16 protein-coding genes are annotated in these 20,422 nt (G+C 72.9%); 6 read left to right on the plus strand and 10 right to left on the minus strand.

Annotated features, from left to right (window positions below):
• Positions 1 to 117: 117 nt before the first annotated feature.
• The 3 genes from ACH4SI_RS17355 to ACH4SI_RS17365 all read right to left on the minus strand — a co-directional run bounded on the left by ACH4SI_RS17355 (position 118) and on the right by ACH4SI_RS17365 (position 3,582).
• Positions 118 to 1,467, minus strand: a complete 1,350-nt coding sequence (locus ACH4SI_RS17355) for a serine hydrolase domain-containing protein (RefSeq protein WP_398296598.1) — start codon at positions 1,465 to 1,467, stop codon at positions 118 to 120.
• An 82-nt stretch (positions 1,468 to 1,549) separates the two neighbouring features.
• Positions 1,550 to 2,749, minus strand: coding sequence for a copper amine oxidase (locus tag ACH4SI_RS17360; protein WP_398296599.1), 1,200 nt, complete (start codon positions 2,747 to 2,749; stop codon positions 1,550 to 1,552).
• A 14-nt stretch (positions 2,750 to 2,763) separates the two neighbouring features.
• Complete coding sequence (locus ACH4SI_RS17365) at positions 2,764 to 3,582, minus strand: hypothetical protein (RefSeq protein WP_398296600.1); 819 nt, start codon at positions 3,580 to 3,582, stop codon at positions 2,764 to 2,766.
• Between the two features lie 918 nt (positions 3,583 to 4,500).
• On the opposite strand from ACH4SI_RS17365, the gene ACH4SI_RS17370 reads away from it, so the two are divergent.
• Positions 4,501 to 4,818 carry a hypothetical protein gene (locus ACH4SI_RS17370; protein ID WP_398296601.1) on the plus strand — a complete coding sequence of 106 codons (318 nt, stop codon included), beginning with the start codon at positions 4,501 to 4,503 and terminating at the stop codon, positions 4,816 to 4,818.
• 9 nt (positions 4,819 to 4,827) lie between these two features.
• Positions 4,828 to 5,457 carry a YigZ family protein gene (locus ACH4SI_RS17375; RefSeq protein ID WP_398296602.1) on the plus strand — a complete coding sequence of 210 codons (630 nt, stop codon included), beginning with the start codon at positions 4,828 to 4,830 and terminating at the stop codon, positions 5,455 to 5,457.
• Positions 5,458 to 5,506: 49 nt separating this feature from the next.
• Here the strand turns inward: ACH4SI_RS17375 and ACH4SI_RS17380 are convergent, their stop codons facing one another.
• Positions 5,507 to 7,000: an ATP-binding protein gene (locus ACH4SI_RS17380; RefSeq protein ID WP_398296603.1), complete on the minus strand. Its 1,494-nt coding sequence runs from the start codon at positions 6,998 to 7,000 to the stop codon at positions 5,507 to 5,509.
• The gene (locus tag ACH4SI_RS17385) at positions 6,997 to 7,791 is read right to left on the minus strand and encodes a response regulator transcription factor (protein WP_398296604.1); all 795 of its coding nucleotides are present in this window, start codon (positions 7,789 to 7,791) and stop codon (positions 6,997 to 6,999) included. The genes ACH4SI_RS17380 and ACH4SI_RS17385 overlap by 4 nt, the downstream gene beginning before the upstream one ends.
• 174 nt (positions 7,792 to 7,965) lie before the next feature.
• On the opposite strand from ACH4SI_RS17385, the gene ACH4SI_RS17390 reads away from it, so the two are divergent.
• The 4 genes from ACH4SI_RS17390 (at position 7,966) to ACH4SI_RS17405 (ending at position 15,144) form a co-directional block, all read left to right on the plus strand.
• Entirely contained in the window at positions 7,966 to 8,568 is a 603-nt protein-coding gene (locus ACH4SI_RS17390; RefSeq protein WP_398297102.1) for a carbonic anhydrase, read from the plus strand.
• Between the two features lie 170 nt (positions 8,569 to 8,738).
• Positions 8,739 to 10,571, plus strand: coding sequence for a SulP family inorganic anion transporter (locus ACH4SI_RS17395; RefSeq protein ID WP_398296605.1), 1,833 nt, complete (start codon positions 8,739 to 8,741; stop codon positions 10,569 to 10,571).
• A 143-nt stretch (positions 10,572 to 10,714) separates the two neighbouring features.
• Positions 10,715 to 11,875 carry an exonuclease SbcCD subunit D gene (locus ACH4SI_RS17400; protein WP_398296606.1) on the plus strand — a complete coding sequence of 387 codons (1,161 nt, stop codon included), beginning with the start codon at positions 10,715 to 10,717 and terminating at the stop codon, positions 11,873 to 11,875.
• A complete protein-coding gene (locus tag ACH4SI_RS17405) occupies positions 11,872 to 15,144 on the plus strand; it encodes an AAA family ATPase (RefSeq protein ID WP_398296607.1) in 3,273 nt (1,090 codons plus the stop codon). The genes ACH4SI_RS17400 and ACH4SI_RS17405 overlap by 4 nt, the downstream gene beginning before the upstream one ends.
• Before the next feature lie 7 nt (positions 15,145 to 15,151).
• On the opposite strand, the gene ACH4SI_RS17410 is transcribed toward ACH4SI_RS17405, so the two are convergent.
• The 5 genes from ACH4SI_RS17410 to ACH4SI_RS17430 form a co-directional block, all read right to left on the minus strand.
• Positions 15,152 to 15,682, minus strand: coding sequence for a GNAT family N-acetyltransferase (locus tag ACH4SI_RS17410; protein ID WP_398296608.1), 531 nt, complete (start codon positions 15,680 to 15,682; stop codon positions 15,152 to 15,154).
• A 73-nt stretch (positions 15,683 to 15,755) separates the two neighbouring features.
• Positions 15,756 to 16,640 (minus strand): ATP-grasp domain-containing protein, encoded by an 885-nt coding sequence (locus ACH4SI_RS17415; protein ID WP_398296609.1) that lies wholly within the window; start codon positions 16,638 to 16,640, stop codon positions 15,756 to 15,758.
• A 73-nt stretch (positions 16,641 to 16,713) separates the two neighbouring features.
• The gene (locus ACH4SI_RS17420) at positions 16,714 to 18,396 is read right to left on the minus strand and encodes a DUF885 domain-containing protein (RefSeq protein WP_398296610.1); all 1,683 of its coding nucleotides are present in this window, start codon (positions 18,394 to 18,396) and stop codon (positions 16,714 to 16,716) included.
• A gap of 97 nt (positions 18,397 to 18,493) precedes the next feature.
• Entirely contained in the window at positions 18,494 to 19,771 is a 1,278-nt protein-coding gene (locus ACH4SI_RS17425) for a GNAT family N-acetyltransferase (RefSeq protein ID WP_398296611.1), read from the minus strand.
• Between the two features lie 113 nt (positions 19,772 to 19,884).
• Positions 19,885 to 20,421, minus strand: a complete 537-nt coding sequence (locus ACH4SI_RS17430) for a DUF1990 family protein (RefSeq protein WP_398296612.1) — start codon at positions 20,419 to 20,421, stop codon at positions 19,885 to 19,887.
• Between the last annotated feature and the right edge of the window lies 1 nt (position 20,422).

Raw genomic sequence — 20,422 nt, forward strand, 5'->3', positions numbered from 1 at the left:
TGCGGCCCTTCAGAGCGGTTGAAAGGGGTGTAACTCGGGTGATGAGGTGCCGCGCGCGGCCGTGGCAAGGTGGGGAGACGGCCGTGGTGGGGAGTGTGCGGTGGGGAACCTCGAACCTCAGACGAGGGCGTTCTTGCGGGCCATCCGGCCCGAGAGCTGAATGCGGTCGACCGCGCCGGTGCGCGGGTCGCGCACGAAGCGGCCACCGGGAATCCGGCGCCCGGAGGACGGGTCCACCAGGTCGCAGGTCAGGTCCTCGTGGCAGACGAGTGGCGCGGGGACGTCACCGTCCACGGACAGGGCGAGGGTGCCGCTGTCGCTCATCGTCACCTGGTACTCGACATCGCCGTTGAGATAGATCCCGGTGCACTGCGCGGTCGCGGCCATGGGGGAGGCCGGACGCGGGGGAGACGGTGTGCCGGGGACCGGGATGCCGGTGATCTCCTCCAGCTCGCCGGACAGTTCGTGCCACATGTCGGCGCCGCTGTTGGAGTTGCTGGTGAAGGCCACCACGGTGCCGGTGTGGGGATCGGCCCGCAGATAACACGACGTGCCCTGGGCGTTGCCGTCGTGCCCGAACCAGGTGGTGTCGTCCCGCTGGAAGAGGGCGAACCCCAGGCCCCAGCCGTCGGCGAGGACGCCGGGGTCGGCACCGGGCACCGGCCGTCGCATCTCCTCCGCCAGCTCCGGCGGCAGCAGCCCGCCCGGCCCGTCGTGGGTGTGGGCCAGGGCCAGCGCCACGAGGTCCCGCGCGCTCGCCATCAGGGCACCGGCCGCGGCCTCCGCAGGAGCGAGGTTCTGTTCGACCGGCCGGGTCCGGCCCGACGCCTTGTTGGCCGAGTGGCCACGGGCGGCCTGCCGCTCCGGCGTACCGGGCTCGCCGATGAAGGTCGGCACGGTGCCCAGCGGCTCCAGGAGGATGGACCGTACGGCGTCCTGCCAGCTCATCCCGGTGACCGTCTCGATCAGCCGGCCCGCCGCGACATAGCCCGTGTTGGAGTAGGAGAAGTCGGTCCCGGGGGCCATCACCAGCTCGCGGTCGGTGCAGTGGGCCTGCAGATAGCGCGCGGTGGTCAGCGCGGCGACATGGTCGGAGTCGGGCCCGGACGCGAGCCCCGCGGTGTGGCTGAGCACCTGTCGCACGGTGCACGGCGGTCCTGCCCGCCGCAGCTCCGGTACGTGGTCGCCGAGCTGGTCGTCCAGCTCCACATCGCCGTCCGCGACCAGGAGCATGATGACCGTGGCGGTGTAGCACTTGGTGAGGGAGCCGATGGGCACCGCCGTGTCGGCGGTGAACGGCTCCCCGGTTATGGAATCCAGCACTCCGGTGTGCACGGCGCGGGTGGTTCCGCCGCTGTGCACGGCGAGCTGGGCTCCGGGCACCTGGTGGGCACGCGCCAGGGCGTGGAGGCGGTCCTGGAGGCGGTGGGGCGTGGCGGGCCGCCGCTCGTCTCCGGACACTCTCATGGGCCGGTGTAACACGGTGCTCTCCTTGCCGCGGTTCGAAGGGACGGAGGGGGCAGGGGACGGTGGGGACGGATCGGGCCGGTCACGGCAGCCGGTTCGTGGCCGTGACGTCCCGGGGGACGATCCTGAAGCTCTGCCAGTGCGTGGGCATCGGGTCCTGGTCCTCGTCTCGGGGCACGTGGTGGTAGTCGACACTGACCCAGGCGACCGGGTCGGTGACCTTCTCGCCGTTGGTGTATTTGTCCACCGAGGCGGCGCAGCCCTTCGCCGTGTTGCCGTATGCGAGCTGTTCACACTCCCGGTATTGGGTGACATACATGTCGTGGTGCGTGAACTTCTCGATATCGCCCGGTCCCCGGTACTGATCGCTGTCGCGGTTGTCGATCTCCCATGACATGGGGTGGCCGTCGTCGTTCTCGGTTGCCGGGTTCACGACCCGCCAGAAGCGGGCGGGCGCCAGGTCGGCCCCCGTCTCCTTGGACAGCTCGGTGCGCTTCATGGTGCGCTTGGCCGTGCCCTGGCCCTCGAAGTCGTACTGCTCGACGACGTTCTGCGACTGGCCGTTCACATCGAAGTCCAGCCGCCAGAAGATGTTGTGCGAGTGGTTCTCGCTGAACCGCTGGGAGCCCACGCCGGTCGGCCAGCCGCTGGTCGCGTCGGAGAACGCGAACGGCGAGAGGGATCCGGTGGCGCCCGCGCGCGGGGTGATGGCACCGTCGTCCGCGAAGTGCCACTCCATGATGTAGTCGTACCAGCCGATTTCGGACACCGAGAACACGACCAGATCGCTGCCGTGCCGCACGCTCTTCTCCACCGCGCTCTTGTACGCGAACGGCCGCGGCTGCTCCTGACTGCACATCACGGGGGTGTCCTGGTAGTTCCAGAGCTTGCCCGTGGGGCAGTCGTCCTTCGACAGTTTGGTGAGCGTGCCCTGGCCGAGGTCGCCGAAGCCGATGGACGAGACGTCGTAGAAGCGCGGCTGGCCGCTGTCGTAGGGCACATGGACCTCGGCGAGCGACGCGCTCTTCAGGACGCGGGTCGGGGTGCCGCGGTTGGGGGTGTAGGTCACATCGCTGAGCACCACGCCGGTGTTGCGGTCGATGTTCCAGCACATCTGCCAGCGGGCACCGTTCTTCAGGGTCTTGTCGATGCGATCGGCCTCGGGGCAGGAGGGGGTCGCCGGGGCCTTCCGGGGAGCGGCGGACGCCGGGCCCGGCACCCACAGCGTCAGCAGACCCACCACGGCCAGGAGCACACGGGCACGCCGAAACGAACTGAACACGAACTGAGCTCCCCTCACAGGCCGATGACGGCGGTACGCCCGGCCGAGAGATCGATGACGATCCTGCTGGTGTCGATCCACTTGCCGCCCGGGATGCGCACGAAGAGCTGTACGCAGCGGTGGGCGCCGCACTGCGACACCTGCTCGGCGCCCTTCATGCCCTTGGCGCGGGCCCCGAGGAACGACAAGCCCTGGATCCGCAGCTGGGAGGGCGAGGTCAGCCGCTTCTTCGTCTCCGCCTGGTAGGAGGCGCGCATCCCCTCGCCGAGACGGCGGTCGGCAAGGATGATCTTCACTGCCTGCCGGGCCTCGGCCAGGGTGGGCGCCGGCTGGACCTCGTGTTGGCGGGTCGAGCGCAGGACCTTGCCGGAGCGCAGGTCGACGAGCCGGGTGATCAGGCTGTCGGAGGCGTAGTCGTAGAGCTGGACCTCGGCCTCGCTGTCGGGTGCGGAGGCGGCGGCCGTCTTGGCGCGCGGCGGACGGCGAGTGTCCAGCACCTCGGCGCCGGAACCGCCCGCGGCGTTCTTCTCCCCGCCCTCGGTGCCCTTGGTGTTCTTCTGCTCGCCCTGGGGTGTGGGCCGCTGCCCACCGGCGGTCCCGACGGCGATCCGGGACGCCTCCCGGTTCTCCTTCGACGTCAGCGGCCCGGTGTGCGCGGCGACGTTCGCCGCGGGCGCCGAGCCGTCGGGCGCGGGTGATCCGGTCGTCTTCAGCGCCACGATCCCCCCGCCGGTCAGCACCGCCGCCAGGCCCACGGCCGCGGATATGCGCCATCCACGTTTCCGGTGGCCCTTCGTATCGGCCGTACCGTCCCCAGTGGCCTTGATTGTCATCACCCAGCCGTTCCCGTTGTCGGTCAAGAGAGCCCGGGCAGGGCTCCGTGACAGTACGCGGCAGGCATCAAGGGGTGTGATCGCTGGGGCCGTGCGTCTCCTCTGTCTCATTCGCATGAATCGAGACGCTTCTTCACGCTTCCTGCGCCCAGCGCGCGCATCCCCCCGGACTCTGCGCTGTCCACTGTCGGCTCACGTTTTCACCCCTCCGGGCGCTGTAACAGTCGCATTTGTAATGAAGGCACCGTGAGAAACGCATGTGTCGGTGGGCAGCATTTCGCCGGGTACCACGGGTCCGGGGAGGGGAAGCGCCACATGCGCGAAATGTTGTGGAGGGCCCGGGTGCCGAAAGTGACTGTGCGCAAAGCTGGTTGGCGATCTGTCTGTCATCATGCTCACATGAGCCATTCGATCACGATTCGATGTGACATATGTGGCGCCACTTGTACATCCGACGCGGCCGACAGCGTGAGCGCGGCGCGAGCGGCGATGGTCCCGCTGAGCTGGGCCAGGACGCTCCGGGATGGCCGGGTGATCGATGTGTGCTCCGCGTGCGGAGTGGGGGGCAAGGAGTCGGGGGCGCTGGGGCGGGAGGCCGGTTGCTCTTGCGAGGGCGGCGAACTCTTCGATGTTCTGGGACACGACAGATTCGGGCATCGGCTGGCCAACACCTTGCTGCGGGCCGGTGTCGACAGTGTCGAACGGTTGTCCAGTCTCTCCGCCCGGCAATTGCGTGATCTGGAGGGAATCGGGGCCGCGAGTGCGCGGCGCGCACTCAGCTGCCTCCGCTCCGAGCCGGGCGGTTAGCGGCCTCCTCGAACATTTCATCGGAACTGGAGTTCGGGGAGTGAGTAATCGGCCAAATGATCGATCCATGCCCCTACCCATGACCCGTACAACGACCGACGAGAGGTGAACGTGAACCAATTCCCCGCCACCGCGTCCTCCACCACCCCCATGTACAACAGCCGGCGGCACCGTGCGCTCTGGGTCGTGGGCGTGGTGTTCTCCGCCGGGCTGCTGGCGCCGCTGCTGTTCCTCGGCGCCGCCAGAAAGGGGATCGTGCGGCACGCCGTCCCCGCCGTGTACGCGGCGGTCATCTATCCCGTGGCCCTGGGCAGGCAGTGGCTGCCCAACCCGGGCAACTGGATCTCCTGGGTGCTCGCGGCGGTGGTGCTCACCGCGGCCGCCCACGCCGCGCTCCTGGCCACCTCCCGGGAAGGAGCCGCAGCGTAGGGTGGCCGGATGCAGGAGCAGTACCGGACGGTCGCGCGCGAAGACGTGCACGAGGTCGAGATCAACAAGTCCCGCTTCCTCTGCACGCTCGCGCCCGCCGCGACCGAGCAGGAGGCCCAGGAGGTCATCCAGCGGGTCCGCAAGGAACACCCCACCGCCAACCACAACTGCTTCGCCTACGTCATCGGCTCGGGCGGCGACGTGCAGAAGGCGAGCGACGACGGCGAACCGGGTGGCACCGCGGGCGTCCCGATGCTGCAGATGCTGGTGCGCCGGGAGGTGCGGTACGTGGTGGCCGTGGTCACCCGCTACTTCGGGGGCGTGAAGCTCGGCGCGGGCGGGCTGATCCGCGCGTACGGCGGCGCGGTCGGGGAGGCCCTGGACGCGCTCGGCACCGTCACCCGCCGGCGGTTCCGGCTGGCGACGGTCACCGTCGACCACCAGCGGGCCGGGAAGCTGGAGAACGATCTGCGCGCGACGGGCCGGGTGGTACGGGACGTCCGGTACGCGGAGGCGGTGACCATCGAGGTGGGGCTGCCCGAGGCGGACGTGGCGGCGTTCCGCGGGTGGCTCGCGGACGCCACCGCGGGGACGGCCGGGCTGGAACTGGGCGGCGAGGCATACGAAGAGGCCCCTTAGAGGCACACGAAGGAGCCCCTGCCAGGAGGCTGGAACCGGGGTCCGGAGGCTAGGCCGGGGTCCGGACGGTGGGCTCCGGGACGGATTTGCGGCGCAGCTGCATTCTGGCCGGGCGTCCCGGGCCACCGGACCGGACCGGGGACCGCAGCCGGACCGCGGCGTCGAGACCGCCACCGGGGGCCGCGTGCAGCGTGGCCTCGCCGCCGCTGGCGTGGGCCAGCCGCTGGACCAGCGAGAGGCCGAGGCCGGTGCCGCCCTTGGGGGAGTCGGGGGCCCGCCAGAAGCGGTCGAAGGCACGGCGGCGCTGTTCGGCGGTCATGCCCGGACCCTGGTCGATGACGTGCACCTCGACCCAGGTGGGTCGGCCGTCCCGGTGCAGATGGCGGCGGTCCGTCGCGGGGTGGCGGAGGTCGAGGGTGACGGTGCTTCCCAGCGGCGACGAACGCAGCGCGTTGGAGAGCAGGTTGTCCAGGATCTGCTCGATCGCCCCCGGCACCGCGAGGGCATGACCGACCGGGACGCCGCGCAGGACGAGGTGGGCATGGTGCTTCTCGAACAGCGGGGTCCAGGCGCGCAGCCGCTCCGTGCACAGCTCGTCGAGGTCGACCGGCTCCGGCGTCACGGCACCCTCCTCCATCCGGGCCATCGCCAGCAGCCCCTCGACCATCCGGGCCAGCCGCTCCGTCTCGGTCGTCGCGGCGGTGAGATGGGGGTGGGCGTGCTCGGCGAGATCGGGTTCCAGATTGTCCAGGCGCAGCCGCAGCGCCGCGAGCGGCGTCTTGAGCTGGTGGGACGCCTCGGCGGCGAACGCGCGCTGGGCCTCCAGCAGATGGGCGAGCCGGGCCGCGGTCTGGTTGAAGGTGGCCGCGAGGCTCCGTACCTCCGGCGGTCCGGAGGTCACCGGGGCGGGCGTGGGGGCCTTGCCGTCGGCCAGCCGGTGCGCGAAGCGCTCCAGCTCCACGATGGGACGGCTGGTCCAGTGGGCGAAGACCAGCGCCACCACGGCGGCCCCGGTCAGGATCGCCAGCCCGGCCAGGGCCAGCAGCAGCCACGCCCGGTGCACCTTGGAGTGCACCGCGTCGGTCGGGACGGTGAGCCGGACCGCGCCCTGGAGCTGGTTCCCGTGGGTGACGGGAAGCGCGACGGAGAGATAGCTGACCCCGCCGATGGTGGAGGTCCGTACGTCGACCGCGTCACGGCCGCCCAGCGCCGCCGCGATCTCGGGCCGGGACGTCAGGTCCCGCGCCTCGTCGGCGGGCAGCGGATGGGACGCGGCGAGCACCCTGCCGTCGGCGGCAACGATGAGCACCTTACCGCCGATGCGCTCGGCGCAGTGCGCGACCCGGGTCGGAAGTTCACGCTGCTCCCGGCCCGCCATGATGGACAGGGAGGCGAACGCGGACACCGACTCGGCCTCGTCCTCGGCCGCGGAGATGACCCGCTCCTTCTCGGAGCGGCTGTAGAGGTAGCCGAGCGGGATCTCGAAACACAGCAGTACCAGGACGGCGAGGCTCAGATAGCCGAGCAGCAGACGACGGGTCACGGCCGGGCGGCCTCCGGAACTCCGGTGTGCACGGCGAGACGGAATCCGACGCCGCGCAGGGTCTGGATCCACGCCGGATCGCCCAGCTTGCGGCGCAGGGTGGCGATGTGCACGTCCAGGGTCTTGGTCGGCCCGTGGAAGTGCGGGTCCCACACCCGGTCGAGGATCTGCTGACGCGAATACACCGCGCCGGGGTCCTCGGTGAGCAGGGCCAGCAGCTCGAACTCCTTCGGTGTGAGCGCGACCGGGGTGCCGCCCACCCACACCTGCCGGGTCCTGCGATCCACGATCAGCGGCTCCTGGCCCTCCAGCGTCTGGTGCTGGACCGGAGCCGGGGCGGGAGCGGCGGGCTGGGCCGGTTGGGGTTCGAAGACCGGCGGGGGAGGGGCGGGGGTGGCCGCTGCCGCCGGAGGGACGGTGGGCGCGGTCTCGGTGCGCTGGGTGCGGCGGGTCACGGCGCGGATGCGGGCGATCAGCTCCCGCATGCTGAATGGTTTCGCCAAGTAGTCGTCCGCCCCCAGCTCCAGCCCGAGCACCCGGTCGGCCTCCTCACCGCGCGCGGTGAGCATGATGATGGGTACGTCGGAGACCCGACGGATGCCCCGGCACACGTCGATGCCGTCCATGTCCGGCAGTCCCAGGTCGAGCAGAACGATGTCCCCGTACGGCCCTTCCAGCCCGGCGGTGCCCGTGCCCACATGGCTCGCCGTCAGCCCGTATCGCCGTAAACCCTCCACGAGGGGCTCGGCGATCGTCTCGTCGTCCTCGATCAACAGTGCTCGTACGGTCATGGGGTCCTGTCTACCGCAGCGCCGCATGCGCGTCCCGGTTTTTGTAATGTTGCGAGTGGCCCCCGAATGTTGGGCAAGAACTTGCAATGCTCTAGTGTTCGTTTAGCCATCGCCTGACACATGCCTCTCTACGGTGAATGGCATCTGGTGGTAATCACCCGTCAGGGAGGCATGATGCAGACTCTTCTCGAACACGCCCGCTCCTTCCGAAGCCGTGCTGATTTCGACAGCGGCGAATACCGGAAATTGGCCGACGGGCAATCCCCACAGGCCCTGTTCATCACCTGCTCGGATTCCCGCGTCATTCCGGCGCTCATCACGGGGGCCCGGCCCGGTGAGATATTCGAGCTGCGCAACGCGGGAAACATCGTTCCGCCGCACGGTAAGCACCTGGTCTCCGGCGAGGTCGCCACCATCGAATACGCGCTGGAGGTGCTGGGCGTCCGCGACGTCATCGTCTGTGGACATTCGCACTGCGGCGCCATGGGGGCCCTGGCTTCCGGGGCGGATCTGGCCCAGATACCCGGAGTGGGGGCCTGGCTCGACGTCGCCCGGCCCGGACTGACCCCGAAGCTCGGATCCACCGAAGAGGACCCGTGCATGAGGGAATTGGCCCAGCTGAATGTCAGTAATCAGCTCGACACGCTCAAGGAATACCCGGCCGCCAGGCGCCGGCTGGAGAACGGTCAACTGCGGCTGCACGGCTGGTTCTATCAGGTCGACAGCGCCGAGTTGTGGGAACTCGAAGCCGACGGCGACTTCCGGGTGCACTCATGACGACGGGACGCCATGCGCGAGGCCGGGCCCCCACGGGGGCAACCGAGCCCCCGATATACGTCGATGATTGGGCCGCAAGTACCCAGGTTCAAACCCCCGCCTACGCGCCGGATTACGCGTCGGCCGGCCGAGACGGGCCGGGTACGGAAAAATTCGAGACCTTCCAAGGGATGGTTAAGACTCCCGGTGGCGGGGCCGGTGCCGGCCCCGCCACCGGGGCGGCACCCGGCCCCCGCGCGGGCGCCGGTACACGGGACGACAGCGGACGCGACGCCAAGGCGCGCGCCCCCAAGGGCGGCATGTTCGCCGGGGCCAACCTCGGCACCGAGATCAGCGCCTCGCTCGTCGTCTTCCTGGTGGCCCTGCCCCTGTGCATCGGCGTCGCCGTCGCCTCGGGCGCACCCGCCGAACTCGGCATCATCACCGGCGTCATCGGCGGCCTCGTCGTCGGCATGACCCCGGGCAGCACCCTCCAGGTGAGCGGGCCCGCCGCCGGGCTCGCCGCGCTCGTCGCCGAGACGGTGGAGGCGCAGGGCATCGCCATGCTCGGCGTGATCGTGCTGGGCGCCGGAATCCTGCAGATCGTGCTGGGCCTGATCCGCCTCGGCCGGATGTTCCAGGCCACCTCCGTCGCCGTCGTCCAGGGCATGCTCGCCGGTATCGGCCTGCCGCTGATGGTCAGCCAGTCGTATCCGCTGGCCGACAACAAGGCCCCCGGCACGCCCATCGAGAACATGCTCGCCTTCCCCGGCCTGGTCGCCGACACCCTGGCGAACCCGCAGGCGGCCATCGCCGCCGGGCTCGGCATCGCCACCGTCGTCCTCAGCTTCGTCTGGAAGAAGGTGCCGGGGCCCCTCAACAAGATCCCCGCCGCGCTGGTCGCCGTTGCCATCGGCATCGGTGTCGCCGCGCTGCCCGGCATCGAGGTGAAGACGCTCCAGGTCGGCAATCTGCTGGCCGCCATCCAGGTCCCGGGCCCCGAGCAGTTCGCCGGGCTCGCCGACCCCGCGATCCTCACCGCCATCGTCACCTTCACCGTCATCGCCTCGGCGGAGAGCCTGTTCACGGCCGCCGCCGTCGACCGGATGCACGACGGCAAGCGCACCCAGTACAACAGCGAGCTGATCGCCCAGGGCGCCGGCAACACCCTCTGCGGCATCCTCGGCTCACTCCCCATGACCGCCGTCGTCGCCCGCAGCTCGGCCAACGTCCAGTCCGGCGCCAAGACCCGGCTCTCCCGCACGCTGCACGGCCTGTGGCTGCTCGCGTTCGCCCTGTTGCTCCCCAGCGTCCTGGCCCTGATCCCGATCTCGGTGCTGGCCGGTGTCCTCGTCCACAGCGGCTGGAAGCTGCTCGCCCCCGAGCAGTTCCCGAAGATGTGGCATCAGGACCGCGGCGAGTTCTTCGTGATGACCGCCACCACGCTGGCCATCGTCGCCACCGCACTGCTCGAAGGGGTGCTGATCGGGCTCGCGGCCGGGATCGTGCTGGCCGCGCTGCGGATGTCGCAGACCTCCGTCGAGCACACCGTCGAGGGCGACAGCGCCAAGGTCGTCATGAAGGGCAACGCCACCTTCCTGCGGCTGCCGAAGCTCATCGACGCGCTCGAAGCCGTCGGCGCCTCCGGCAAGGAGCGGATCCGGCTCGATCTGATGGGCGTCACCCATCTCGACCACGCCTGCCGCAACCAGGTCGAGGAGTTCGTCGCACAGAAGCGGGCCACTCCGGGTGTACGGGTGGAGCTGCTCATGCCGAACGAGCTGAACGCGCCGAAAACCGCCAAGGAGCCCGAGCCGGAAGCGATGGCCGACCCGTCCGCAGGGCCCGGCCCCACGGCCGAGTGGTACTACCTCGATCCGAGCCCGGTGGACGGTCACTACGACGGCCATGACGACAGCCACCACGTCGACCATCACCACGCCTACGGCACGGGCTACGCCACCGGCTACCCCGAGGGCGTCGACCTCTTCGACGACCACCGATGGGGCGGGACGCGCAGGTAACACGGGTACAAAAGTGAGGTCCGTGCGGACCCGGGCACCGATCGCGGTTAACGTGGTCGGTGCCCGTAGCGCTGATCCGGTACGGGCGCGTTGCTGACCAATGGGGTGGAGGAAGGACGAAACGTGCGGGTCGGAGTCGATCGTTGAGAATTCTGCACACCTCCGACTGGCATCTCGGACGGTCCTTCCACCGCGTCAGCCTGCTCGCGGCGCAGCGGGAGTTCCTCGACCACCTCGTCGCGACCGTGCGGGGGCGGGAGGTGGACGCCGTCCTCGTCGCGGGGGACGTCTACGACCGGGCCGTACCGCCGCTCGCCGCCGTCGAGCTGTTCGACGACGCCCTGCACCGGCTCGCCGACCTCGGCGTGCCGACCGTCATGATCTCCGGCAACCATGACTCGCCGCGGCGGCTGGGCGTCGGCGCCGGGCTCATCGAGCGGGCCGGGATCCATCTGCGCACCGACCCCGCCGGGTGCGGCACCCCCGTCGTCCTCGCCGACCGCCACGGCGACGTGGCCTTCTACGGTCTGCCGTACCTCGAACCCGGCCTGGTGCGCGAGACGTTGGACGCGCCCGCCGCCGGACACCCGGCCGTCCTCGGCGCCGCCATGGACCGGGTGCGCGCCGACCTCGCCGCCCGGCCGCCCGGCACCCGGTCCGTGGTCCTCGCCCACGCCTTCGTCACCGGCGGCGCGGTCAGCGACAGCGAACGGGACATCACCGTCGGCGGAGTCGCCTCCGTCCCCGCCGAGGTCTTCGACGGCGTCGACTATGTGGCGCTCGGGCATCTGCACGGCTGTCAGACCCTCACCGAGCGGATCCGCTACTCGGGCTCGCCGCTCGCGTACTCCTTCTCCGAGGCCGCGCACCGCAAGTCCATGTGGCTCGTCGAACTGGACGGTGAGGGCGCGGTGGGCGCCGCCGAGCGCGTCGACTGCCCCGTACCGCGCCCGCTGGCCCGCCTCCGGGGGCGGCTGGATGACCTGCTCGCCGACCCGGGCCTCGCCCGGCACGAGACGGCCTGGGTCGAGGCGACGCTGACCGACCCGGTGCGGCCGTACGAGCCGATGGCCCGGCTCGCGGCGCGCTTTCCGCACGTCCTCAGCCTGGTCTTCGACCCGGAGCGGCCCCCCGAGGACCCGCTCGCCTCCTACGCGCAGCGGCTGCGCGGCCGCACCGACCGGGAGATCGCGGAGGACTTCGTCGCCCACGTACGGGGCGGGCGGGGACCCGACGCGCGGGAATCCGTGCTGCTCGGCGACGCCCTCGAAGCCGTCCGGACGGAAGGGGAGGACCCGCGATGAGGCTCCACCGGCTGACCGTCACCGCCTTCGGCCCCTTCGGGACCACCCAGCAGGTCGACTTCGACGAACTGTCGGCCGCCGGGCTCTTCCTGCTGCACGGGCCGACGGGTGCGGGCAAGACATCCGTCCTCGACGCCGTCTGCTATGGCCTGTACGGGCAGGTGCCCGGCGCCCGGCAGGGCAGCGGGCTCTCCCTGCGCAGCGACCACGCCGACCCGCTGACCCCGACCGAGGTCGTCCTCGAACTCACCGTGGGCGAACGGCGCCTGGAGATCACCCGGCGCCCCGAGCAGCCCCGGCCCAAGAAGCGGGGCACCGGGGTGACCCGGGAGAAGGCGCAGAGCCTGCTGCGCGTCTACGACGCCGACTCCCGTACGTGGAAGGCGCTCAGCCGCTCGCACCAGGAGATCGGCGCGGAGATCGAACAGCTGCTGGGCATGAGCAGGGATCAGTTCTGCCAGGTGGTGCTGTTGCCACAGGGCGACTTCGCCCGCTTCCTCCGCGCGGACGAACAGGCCCGGGCCAAGCTGCTGGGCAGGCTCTTCGACACCAGCCGCTTCGCCGCCGTCGAGGAGCGGCTCGCCGAGCTGCGGCGGGCCGCCGAGAAACGCGTCCTCGGCGGCGACGAACGGCTCCTCGCGCTCGCCCACCGCATGGCCCAGGCCGCGGGCCGCTCCGCCGAACTGGACGCGCACCCGCTGCCGGAGGCCGCCGCCGGAGAACCGGGCCTGGCCGGCGCCGTCCTGGAGTGGGCCGCCCTCGCCCGCGCGGGCGCGCGCGAACGCCGGGACATCGCGGCGTCCGCGCTGCGCGGCGCCGAGGCCGAGCACGAGGCCGCCCGCAGGGCGGCCGACGCGGAGAGCGCGCGCGCCGAACTCCAGCGCCGCCACGCCGACGCGCGGCGCCGCGCGGACGACCTGGAACTGCGCCGCGCCGAACGCGACCGGCTGGGCGCCCTGTTGGACCGCGCCCGCGCCGCCGACGCCGTGACCCCGGCCCTGGACCTGCGCACCACCGCCGCCCACGCACACCACCGCGCGACCACCGCCGAACGCACGGCCCGCACCCACCTGTCCACCGACCCGGCCCTGGCCACCCTGCCCCACGTCCCGGCGCCCCGGCCGTCCGAGCCGGACGCGGCGGACCCCGCCGCGCCCGCGGACACGGTGCCGCCTGCGCGCGGCGCCGGGGCGGCGGGTGACGCCACGCCGACCGAGACGTTTGCCGCCGGGCGGTCGGCGCAGGTGGCCGTGGACGGGGCGTCGGCCGGGACCGCCGCGCACGCCGCCGAGGGGGACGGGGCCGACGGGGGCACCCCGGGCGACACCACGCCGCTCGCCGAGGCCGGGGTCGAGGCGCTCGCGCGGGTGGAGCGGTGGGTGCGGGGGGAACTGGGGGCGTTGGCGGCGGCTCGGCGGGGGGAGGACCGGGCGCGGGCAGTGGTGGCGGAGATCGCGGAGCTGGACCGCGAGGCGCGAGCCGACGACGAGGCCGTCGAGGAGGCCGCCGAATGGCTCGCCGGATGGGAGGAGTCGGTGCGGCTCGCGCATCAGGCGCGCGTCGAGGCCGCGCAGGAGGCCGCCACCCGCGCCGAGCAGCTCGGCGCGCGGATCGAGCCCGCCGAGCGGCGGCTCGACGCGGCCCGCGAGCGCGACCGCCTCGCCGCGCTGGTGGAGCGGGCGCGGGAGGAGTCGCTGCGGTGCCGGGAGCGCGCGGGCTCCGCCAAGGAGAGCTGGCTGGACCTCAAGGACCGGCGGCTGCGCGGGATCGCCGCCGAGCTGGCGGCCGGGCTGCGCCCGGGGGAGCCGTGCGCGGTGTGCGGGGGCTGCGAGCACCCGAGCCCGGCGCGCCCGGGGGCGGGGCATGTGGACCGTACGGCGGAGGAGGCCGCGCTCGACGAGTACCAGCGGGCCGAGGCGGGCCGCGAGGAGGCCGAGCGCCGGTCGCAGCGGCTGAAGGAGGCCCTGGCGGGCGCGGAGACCGGGGCGGACGGCGGCGCGGTGGAGGAGCTGGACCGCGCGCTGGCCGAGCTGCGCACCGCGTACGCCGAGGCCCGCGACGCGGCCGCGGACGGGCTCGACGCCCGCGCGGCCCTCGACCGGGCCGAGGGCGAGCACGCCCGGCGGCTGGCCCAGCGGCAGGAGGCCGAGCGGCGCGCGGCGGCCCGTACGTCGCACCGCGAGGCGCTGGCCCGGGAGCGGGCGGCGCTGCTGGCCGAGCTGGAGGAGGCCCGCGGCGGGGATGCCACGGTGGCCGAGCGCGCGGCGCGGCTGGAGCGGCAGGCCGGGCTGCTGGCGCGGACGGCAGAGGCGGTGCGCGACGCCGAGGCCGCCGCACGGCGGCTGAAGGAGGCCGACGCGCATCTCGCCGACGCCGCGTACCGCGCGGGCTTCGACACGCCGGAGGCGGCGGCCGACGCCGTCCTGTCACCGGACCGGCGGCGCGAGGCACAGCACCGCCTGGACGAGTGGCAGCGGGAGGCGGCGGCCGTCACGGCCGAGCTGTCCGATCCGCGGCTCGCCGCCGCGGCGCAGGAGCCGCCCGCCGACCTCGCCACGGCCCGGGCCACCGCGGACGCGGCCACCCGCGCCCTGCGCGACGCCTCGGCGGCCGACGCGGCGGCCCGTACCCGCTGCCAGGACCTGGACGGGCTCTCCGCGCAGGCCGTCGAGGACGCCCGCAAGCTGGCCCCGCTGCGCGAGGAGTACGACCGCGTCGCCCGCCTCGCCACCCTCGCCGCCGGCACCTCAGCCGACAACGAGCGGCGGATGCGGCTGGAGGCGTATGTGCTGGCCGCGCGGCTGGAGCAGGTCGCGGCCGCGGCCGGCGCGCGGCTGCGGCACATGTCCTCCGGACGCTACACCCTGGTGCACTCCGACGCCCGGGCGGGCGGCCGGGGCCGCTCCGGGCTGGGGCTGCACGTCATCGACGCCTGGACCGGCCGCGAGCGCGACACCGCCACCCTCTCCGGCGGCGAGACCTTCTTCGCCTCGCTCTCCCTCGCGCTCGGGCTCGCCGATGTCGTCACGGACGAGGCGGGCGGGGTCCGGCTCGACACGCTCTTCATCGACGAGGGGTTCGGCAGCCTGGACGAACAGACCCTGGACGAGGTGCTGGACGTCCTGGACTCGCTGCGGGAGCGGGACCGTACGGTCGGCATCGTCAGCCATGTCGCGGATCTGCGCCAGCGGATCCCGGCACGGCTGGAGGTGGTCAAGGGGCGCGAGGGGTCGGTGGTGCGCCACCGGACCGCCGCCGCCCTCGGGTGAGACCGGGTCAGGCCCGCGTCGTGGAGTGCTGGTAGACGTACAGGTCGCCGCGGTCCGCCGAGCGCGAGAAGTCCGCGCGCAGCAGCACCCGCTGGGAGGGGATGTTCCACGGCTCGGTGGTCGCGATGACGGTATGGATCTCCGGCCGCTCCGCGGCCCACTCCATCAGCAGCCGCAGCGCACCGGTGGCCCAGCCCGCGCCGCGCGCCGAATGGGACAGGTCGTAGCCGACCTCCACCTCGCCCTCGCCGGGGGCGGGCGGGCCGTGGAAGCCGATGCTGCCGAGTGCCACGCCGTCCTCGGCGCGCAGAATGGCGTAGGTGCCCCAGGGGGATTGGTAGTAACCCGCCGCCGCGGCGCGGGCGGTCATTCCGGCGGCACCGATCGACGCGTCGCCGGGAACGCCGTCGATCCAGTTCAGATCGCCGGGCTTGCCGTCGGCGACCACGGCCGCGTCCCCGGGGGTGTGCTCGCGCAGCGTCACCCGGCCGTTCCGCAGCACGAACCGGCCGTTCTCCCGCGTCTGCTCGTACGCCACGTGGGCCCCCTCCTCGCCGGGACGCGGCGCGGATGCGCGCGGCCCGGCGCGACTGTACCCGGTCGAGACGTGGCTAACGCGCCGCGGCCGTGGTGAGGGCGGTGAACAGGGGCTTGGTCTCGGCGGTCCGCGGCAGCCCGCTGACCTGCGCGTCTCCGGCCTCCACCACGCGCCAGCGGCCGTCCTCGTGGAGGGCGAGGTCCGTGGTGATGAAGCGGCAGGCCAGCTGGCGGACGGCGGGTGCCACCTCGGACAGGTCGGGGTCGGGGGCCGACCCGGGCGTGTCGGGGTGGGGGCCTATGAGGGCGGGTTCCCCGTCGAGCCACCACACCCGGGCCTCGCCCACCGGCCGGTACGGCTCGTAACGGCGCAACACCACACCCCCGGTGAGGTAGGAGCCCTGTAGTTCCACGAAGCGGGCGACCACCGAGGCCAGGCGGGCGGTGTCGGCGAGGTCGGGGACGTAACACGCCTGGGACCACTCGTGTTTGCGGGACTTGACCCAGTCCTTCACCACCGCCGGGCCCGCCCCGCCGAGCCGCGCGGCCAGCCGCGCCAGCTCGCCCGGTGCCGCCGCCTCCCCCGGCGGCAGCGGCAGCCAGGCGCTGCGCGGGGTCAGCGGGGCGAAGACGTCGTACCAGCCGGGGAGTTCATGCGCGGTGCGGTACTGCTCGGGCGAGGTGAGCAGGGTGTGGCCGCGCTCGGCGAGGGCGGCGGACAACGCGGCGTACCGTCCGGAGGGCAGCATCCAGCCGCGGTACCAGACGGGACCGGCGCCGCGCTCGCCCCTGGCCACCGCGCGCACCGAGCCCGCCGCGTCCCCGGCGACCAGGGCCTCGTGGTCGACGAGCGCGACCAGGGCCCCGGTCGCGCGCACGGCCTGGGCCTCCTCGGCGAACTCGGGGTCGACGCGGCGCGGTGCCAGCGGATCGCGGGAGAAGAGGAACACGGGACGCATGAGACGGACGATAGGAACCGGGGCGGCCGGGGCACAACTCCGGACCCGGCCACCCCTCGTGTTCCCCGGCGCCTCAGAGCGCGGACAGCTCCGCGACCAGATCGTCCAGCCCGAGCGACCCCTGCGACAGCGCCGCCATGTGCCACTTCTTGGCGTCGAACGCGTCGCCGTGCGCCTTGCGGGCCGCCTCCCGCCCGGTCAGCCAGGCACGCTCGCCCAGTTTGTAGCCGATGGCCTGGCCCGGCATGCCCAGGTAGCGCACCAGCTCGCTGTCGAGGAACTCCGCGGGGCGGCCGCAGTGCAGCCCGAAGAACTCCCGCGCCAGCTCCGGCGTCCAGCGCTCACCGGGGTGGAAGGGCGAATGGCCGGGGATCTCCAGCTCCAGGTGCATGCCGATGTCGACGATCACCCGCAGCGCCCGCATCATCTGCGCGTCGAGGTAGCCGAGCCGCCGCTCCGGGTCGGTCAGATAGCCCAGCTCGTCCATCAGCCGCTCCGCGTACAGCGCCCAGCCCTCGGCGTTGGCGCTGACCATGCCGACCGTGGCCTGGTAGCGGGAGAGCCGGTCGGCGACGTGGGCCCACTGGGCGAGCTGCAGATGGTGGCCGGGGACACCCTCGTGGTACCAGGTCGAGACCAGGTCGTAGACGGGGAAGCGGGTCTCGCCCATGGTGGGCAGCCAGGTGCGGCCGGGGCGGGAGAAGTCCACCGACGGCTGGGTGTAGTACGGGGCGGCCGCGCTCCCGGGCGGGGCGATCATCGACTCGACCCGCTTGACCCGCTCGGCCAGGTCGAAGTGGGTGCCGTCCAGCTGCTCGATGGCCTCGTCCATCAGCTCCTGCAGCCAGACCCGGGTCTCCTCGACGCCCTCGATGTGCGCGCCGTGCTCGTCGAGGTGGCGCAGCGCCTCCCACGGGGTGGCGCCGGGCAGGATCTTCTCCGCCTCGGTGCGCATCTCGGCGTGGATGCGGTGGTATTCGGACCAGCCGTACGCGTAGGCCTCGTCCAGGTCCAGATCGGTGCCGTTCCACATCCGGGACCAGCGCTGGTAGCGCTCGCGGCCCACCACCTCCGGGGCGCCCTCGACGCCCGGCCCGTACACGTCGCGCAGCCAGTCGCGGAGCGAGGTCAGCGCCCCGGTGGCCGCGGCCGCGGCCTCGTCCAGCTCGGTGCGCAGCGCGTCCGGTCCCTCGGCGGTGAAGTCGGCGAACCAGCTGCGCTCGGTGCCGATCCACTCGTCCAGCTGGCCGAGGACCGTGGCCACCTGGCGCGGCCCGGCGGGCAGCGCGCGCCGAAGCCCCTCGGCGAGCGAGGCGCGGTAGCCCTCCAGCGCGTCGGGGACGGCGCGCAGCCGGGCCGCGATCGCCGACCAGTCCTCCTCGGTGGCGGTCGGCATCACGGTGAAGACGCTGCGCACCGAGTGCAGCGGGGAGTGCAGGTTGCTGACCGCGCGCAGCGGCTCACCGGCCTCGTGCACGGCGAGTTCGGCGGTCAGCCGCTCCCGCAGCAGCCGTCCGCAGCGCCGCTCGGCGTCGCTGTCCGCACCGGGCCGTGCCTCGGCCTCGGTCAGCCGGTCCAGGGTCGTGCGCGCCAGCTCGGCACCGGCCTCGGCGCCCGCGGGGGAGAAGTCGGGCAGGCGGCGCGCGCTCTCGGGAACGCCCAGGAAGGTGCCGGTGATCGGATCGAGTTCGATGAGGGCGTCGACGTAGGCGTCGGCGACCTGTCGGGGCAGCGGAGCGTTCTTGGAATCGGACATGGGGCCATCCTCGTACGCCCGGGGGTGCGGCGTCATCAAGGGGTGCCGCGCGCCGGGGGGCCGGGCCCCGGGGCCCGCACCCCTGGGGCCCGGAGGTTCAGTGGCTGCCGTGCGGGGCCGGGGCGGGCACCTGCGCGGGGGTGAGCTGGGCGGTGACCACGAGCGTGCCCTGCTCGATCTGGTAGTCCAGCGGCAGCCCGAGGGCGCGCATCGCCGCGACCATCCCGGTGTTGGCCGCATGGGTGACCGCGTAGACGCATCCGCTGCCCGTCTCGGCGGCCATCGCGACCAGCCGTCGTAGCAGCTCACCCCCGATGCCCCGGCGCTGCCACGCGTCCTCGACGATCAGCGCGACCTCGATCTCGTCCCCGTCCCACAGCAGATGGCCGAGGGCCACCAGCCGGCCGGAGGCGGTGTACGCGGCCAGGGTGCGGCCGAAGCGCGGGCTGAGCAGATGGTCCAGGTAGCGGTCGGCGTCGCCGACCGGGCCGTGGTAGCGCCGCGCGAGCGTGGTGGCCGAGCACCGCTGGTGCATCGCGCGGGCCGCGGCCAGGTCCCGGGTGTCGGCCCGGCGCACGGTGACCTCGTTGCCCTCGGGCAGCGTCAGCACATCGCGGCTGTGCGGCAGCCGCGGGCCGAGCCGGGCGTCCAGTTCGACCAGGGCGCGGGCGCGCGCGAACTCGGTCGGGGTGAACGGCAGATGGGGCCGCTCGATGGTGAGCGCCCCGCCGGACGGGTCCCGCAGCCGCATCACGGTCTCCTCCAGCACCCCTTCGACCGGCGGCGCGTCCGCCAGGGGGCGGCCGCCGAGCGAGGTGGCCGGAAGCGAGTGGATGGTGCAGCGGCCGAGCAACTGGCGTAGGGCGAGCGGGAGTTCGGCGCCGTCCAGTGCGGTACGGGTCGCCAGCGTCAGCACCCGGGTCGGCACGTCCACCAGATCGTGGGTGTCGGCGCGCTCGATCCAGGTGTCGCTGCCGCCCCCGGCGGCGATCGCGCGCTTCAGCTCGTCCACGGGTACGGCGGCGGGGGCGCGCAGCAGGAACTCGTCCACGGTCCCCTCGGCCAGCGGATGGGTCTGCAGCGACAGGATGTCGACCCGGTGACCGGCCAGCGCCCCGCACAGCGAGGCCAGGGTGCCCGGCTCGTCCCGTACGGTCGTCCGGATCCGCCACAGCGTGGTGGCGGTGTCTTCCTGTGAGGAGTTTTCCGGGGCGCCCGCGGCCTCGGCCGCGCCGGTCCGTGACGGGTCCGCGGGCTCCGGTGAGGATTCCGGTACCGGCGGGGCGTGGCCGTGTAGTCGGCGCCACCAGGCGGGCAGCAGCCGACGGGCCCGGGGCCGGGTGGGGCGGTGGTCGTGGGTCGCTCGAGGTGTCATGGGAACAGCCTCGCGCAAGGGTGTTGCGTGATCACAAACGCTCTGTGACCTATGGGTTAAGTGCGCATCTGATCGCAGAAGCTTGTTTTGTCTGAAATTAAATGGTGTGGGCTTCAAGAATCCCGGCCCCCGGCGGCCGCCAGCCGCCGCAGCACCCGCCCGCAGCGGCGCGCGTACGCCCGCTGGAAGAGCGGTACCAGCGGCGCCACCGCCCGGGTCAGCCGCGCCGCCGGGCGGCTGAACGCCGTGACCGTCAGCCACACCGAGCCGTCCCGTTCCAGGCTCACCACGAACGACTCCTCGCCGCACTCCGGATGGCCGGGCAGCGTCCCGTACGCGAAGCCGGTCCGCGCCCCGTCCGCCACCGTCCACACCACCTCGCACGGCGCACGCAGCCGCAGCGGCCCGGCTCCCAGCCCCACCACGACCGTCCGCCCCTCGGCGGCGGGCCCGCGGGCGCGGATCGTGACCCCGACCGCCCGGTGCATCCGCCAGTCCAGCACCGCACGCCCCGCGGCCTCGAACGCTTCCTGGCCCGCCCCGATCCGGCTCCGCACCCGCAGATGCCCGTACCCGGCGGGCAGCGGCCGGTGCCGGGTGGCGCCCACCTCCGGGTAGGTGACGCGGGACGGCGGAACGCGGGAGGTCATG

The organism is Streptomyces sp. NPDC021212 (assembly GCF_044332925.1).
Lineage (GTDB): Bacteria > Actinomycetota > Actinomycetes > Streptomycetales > Streptomycetaceae > Streptomyces.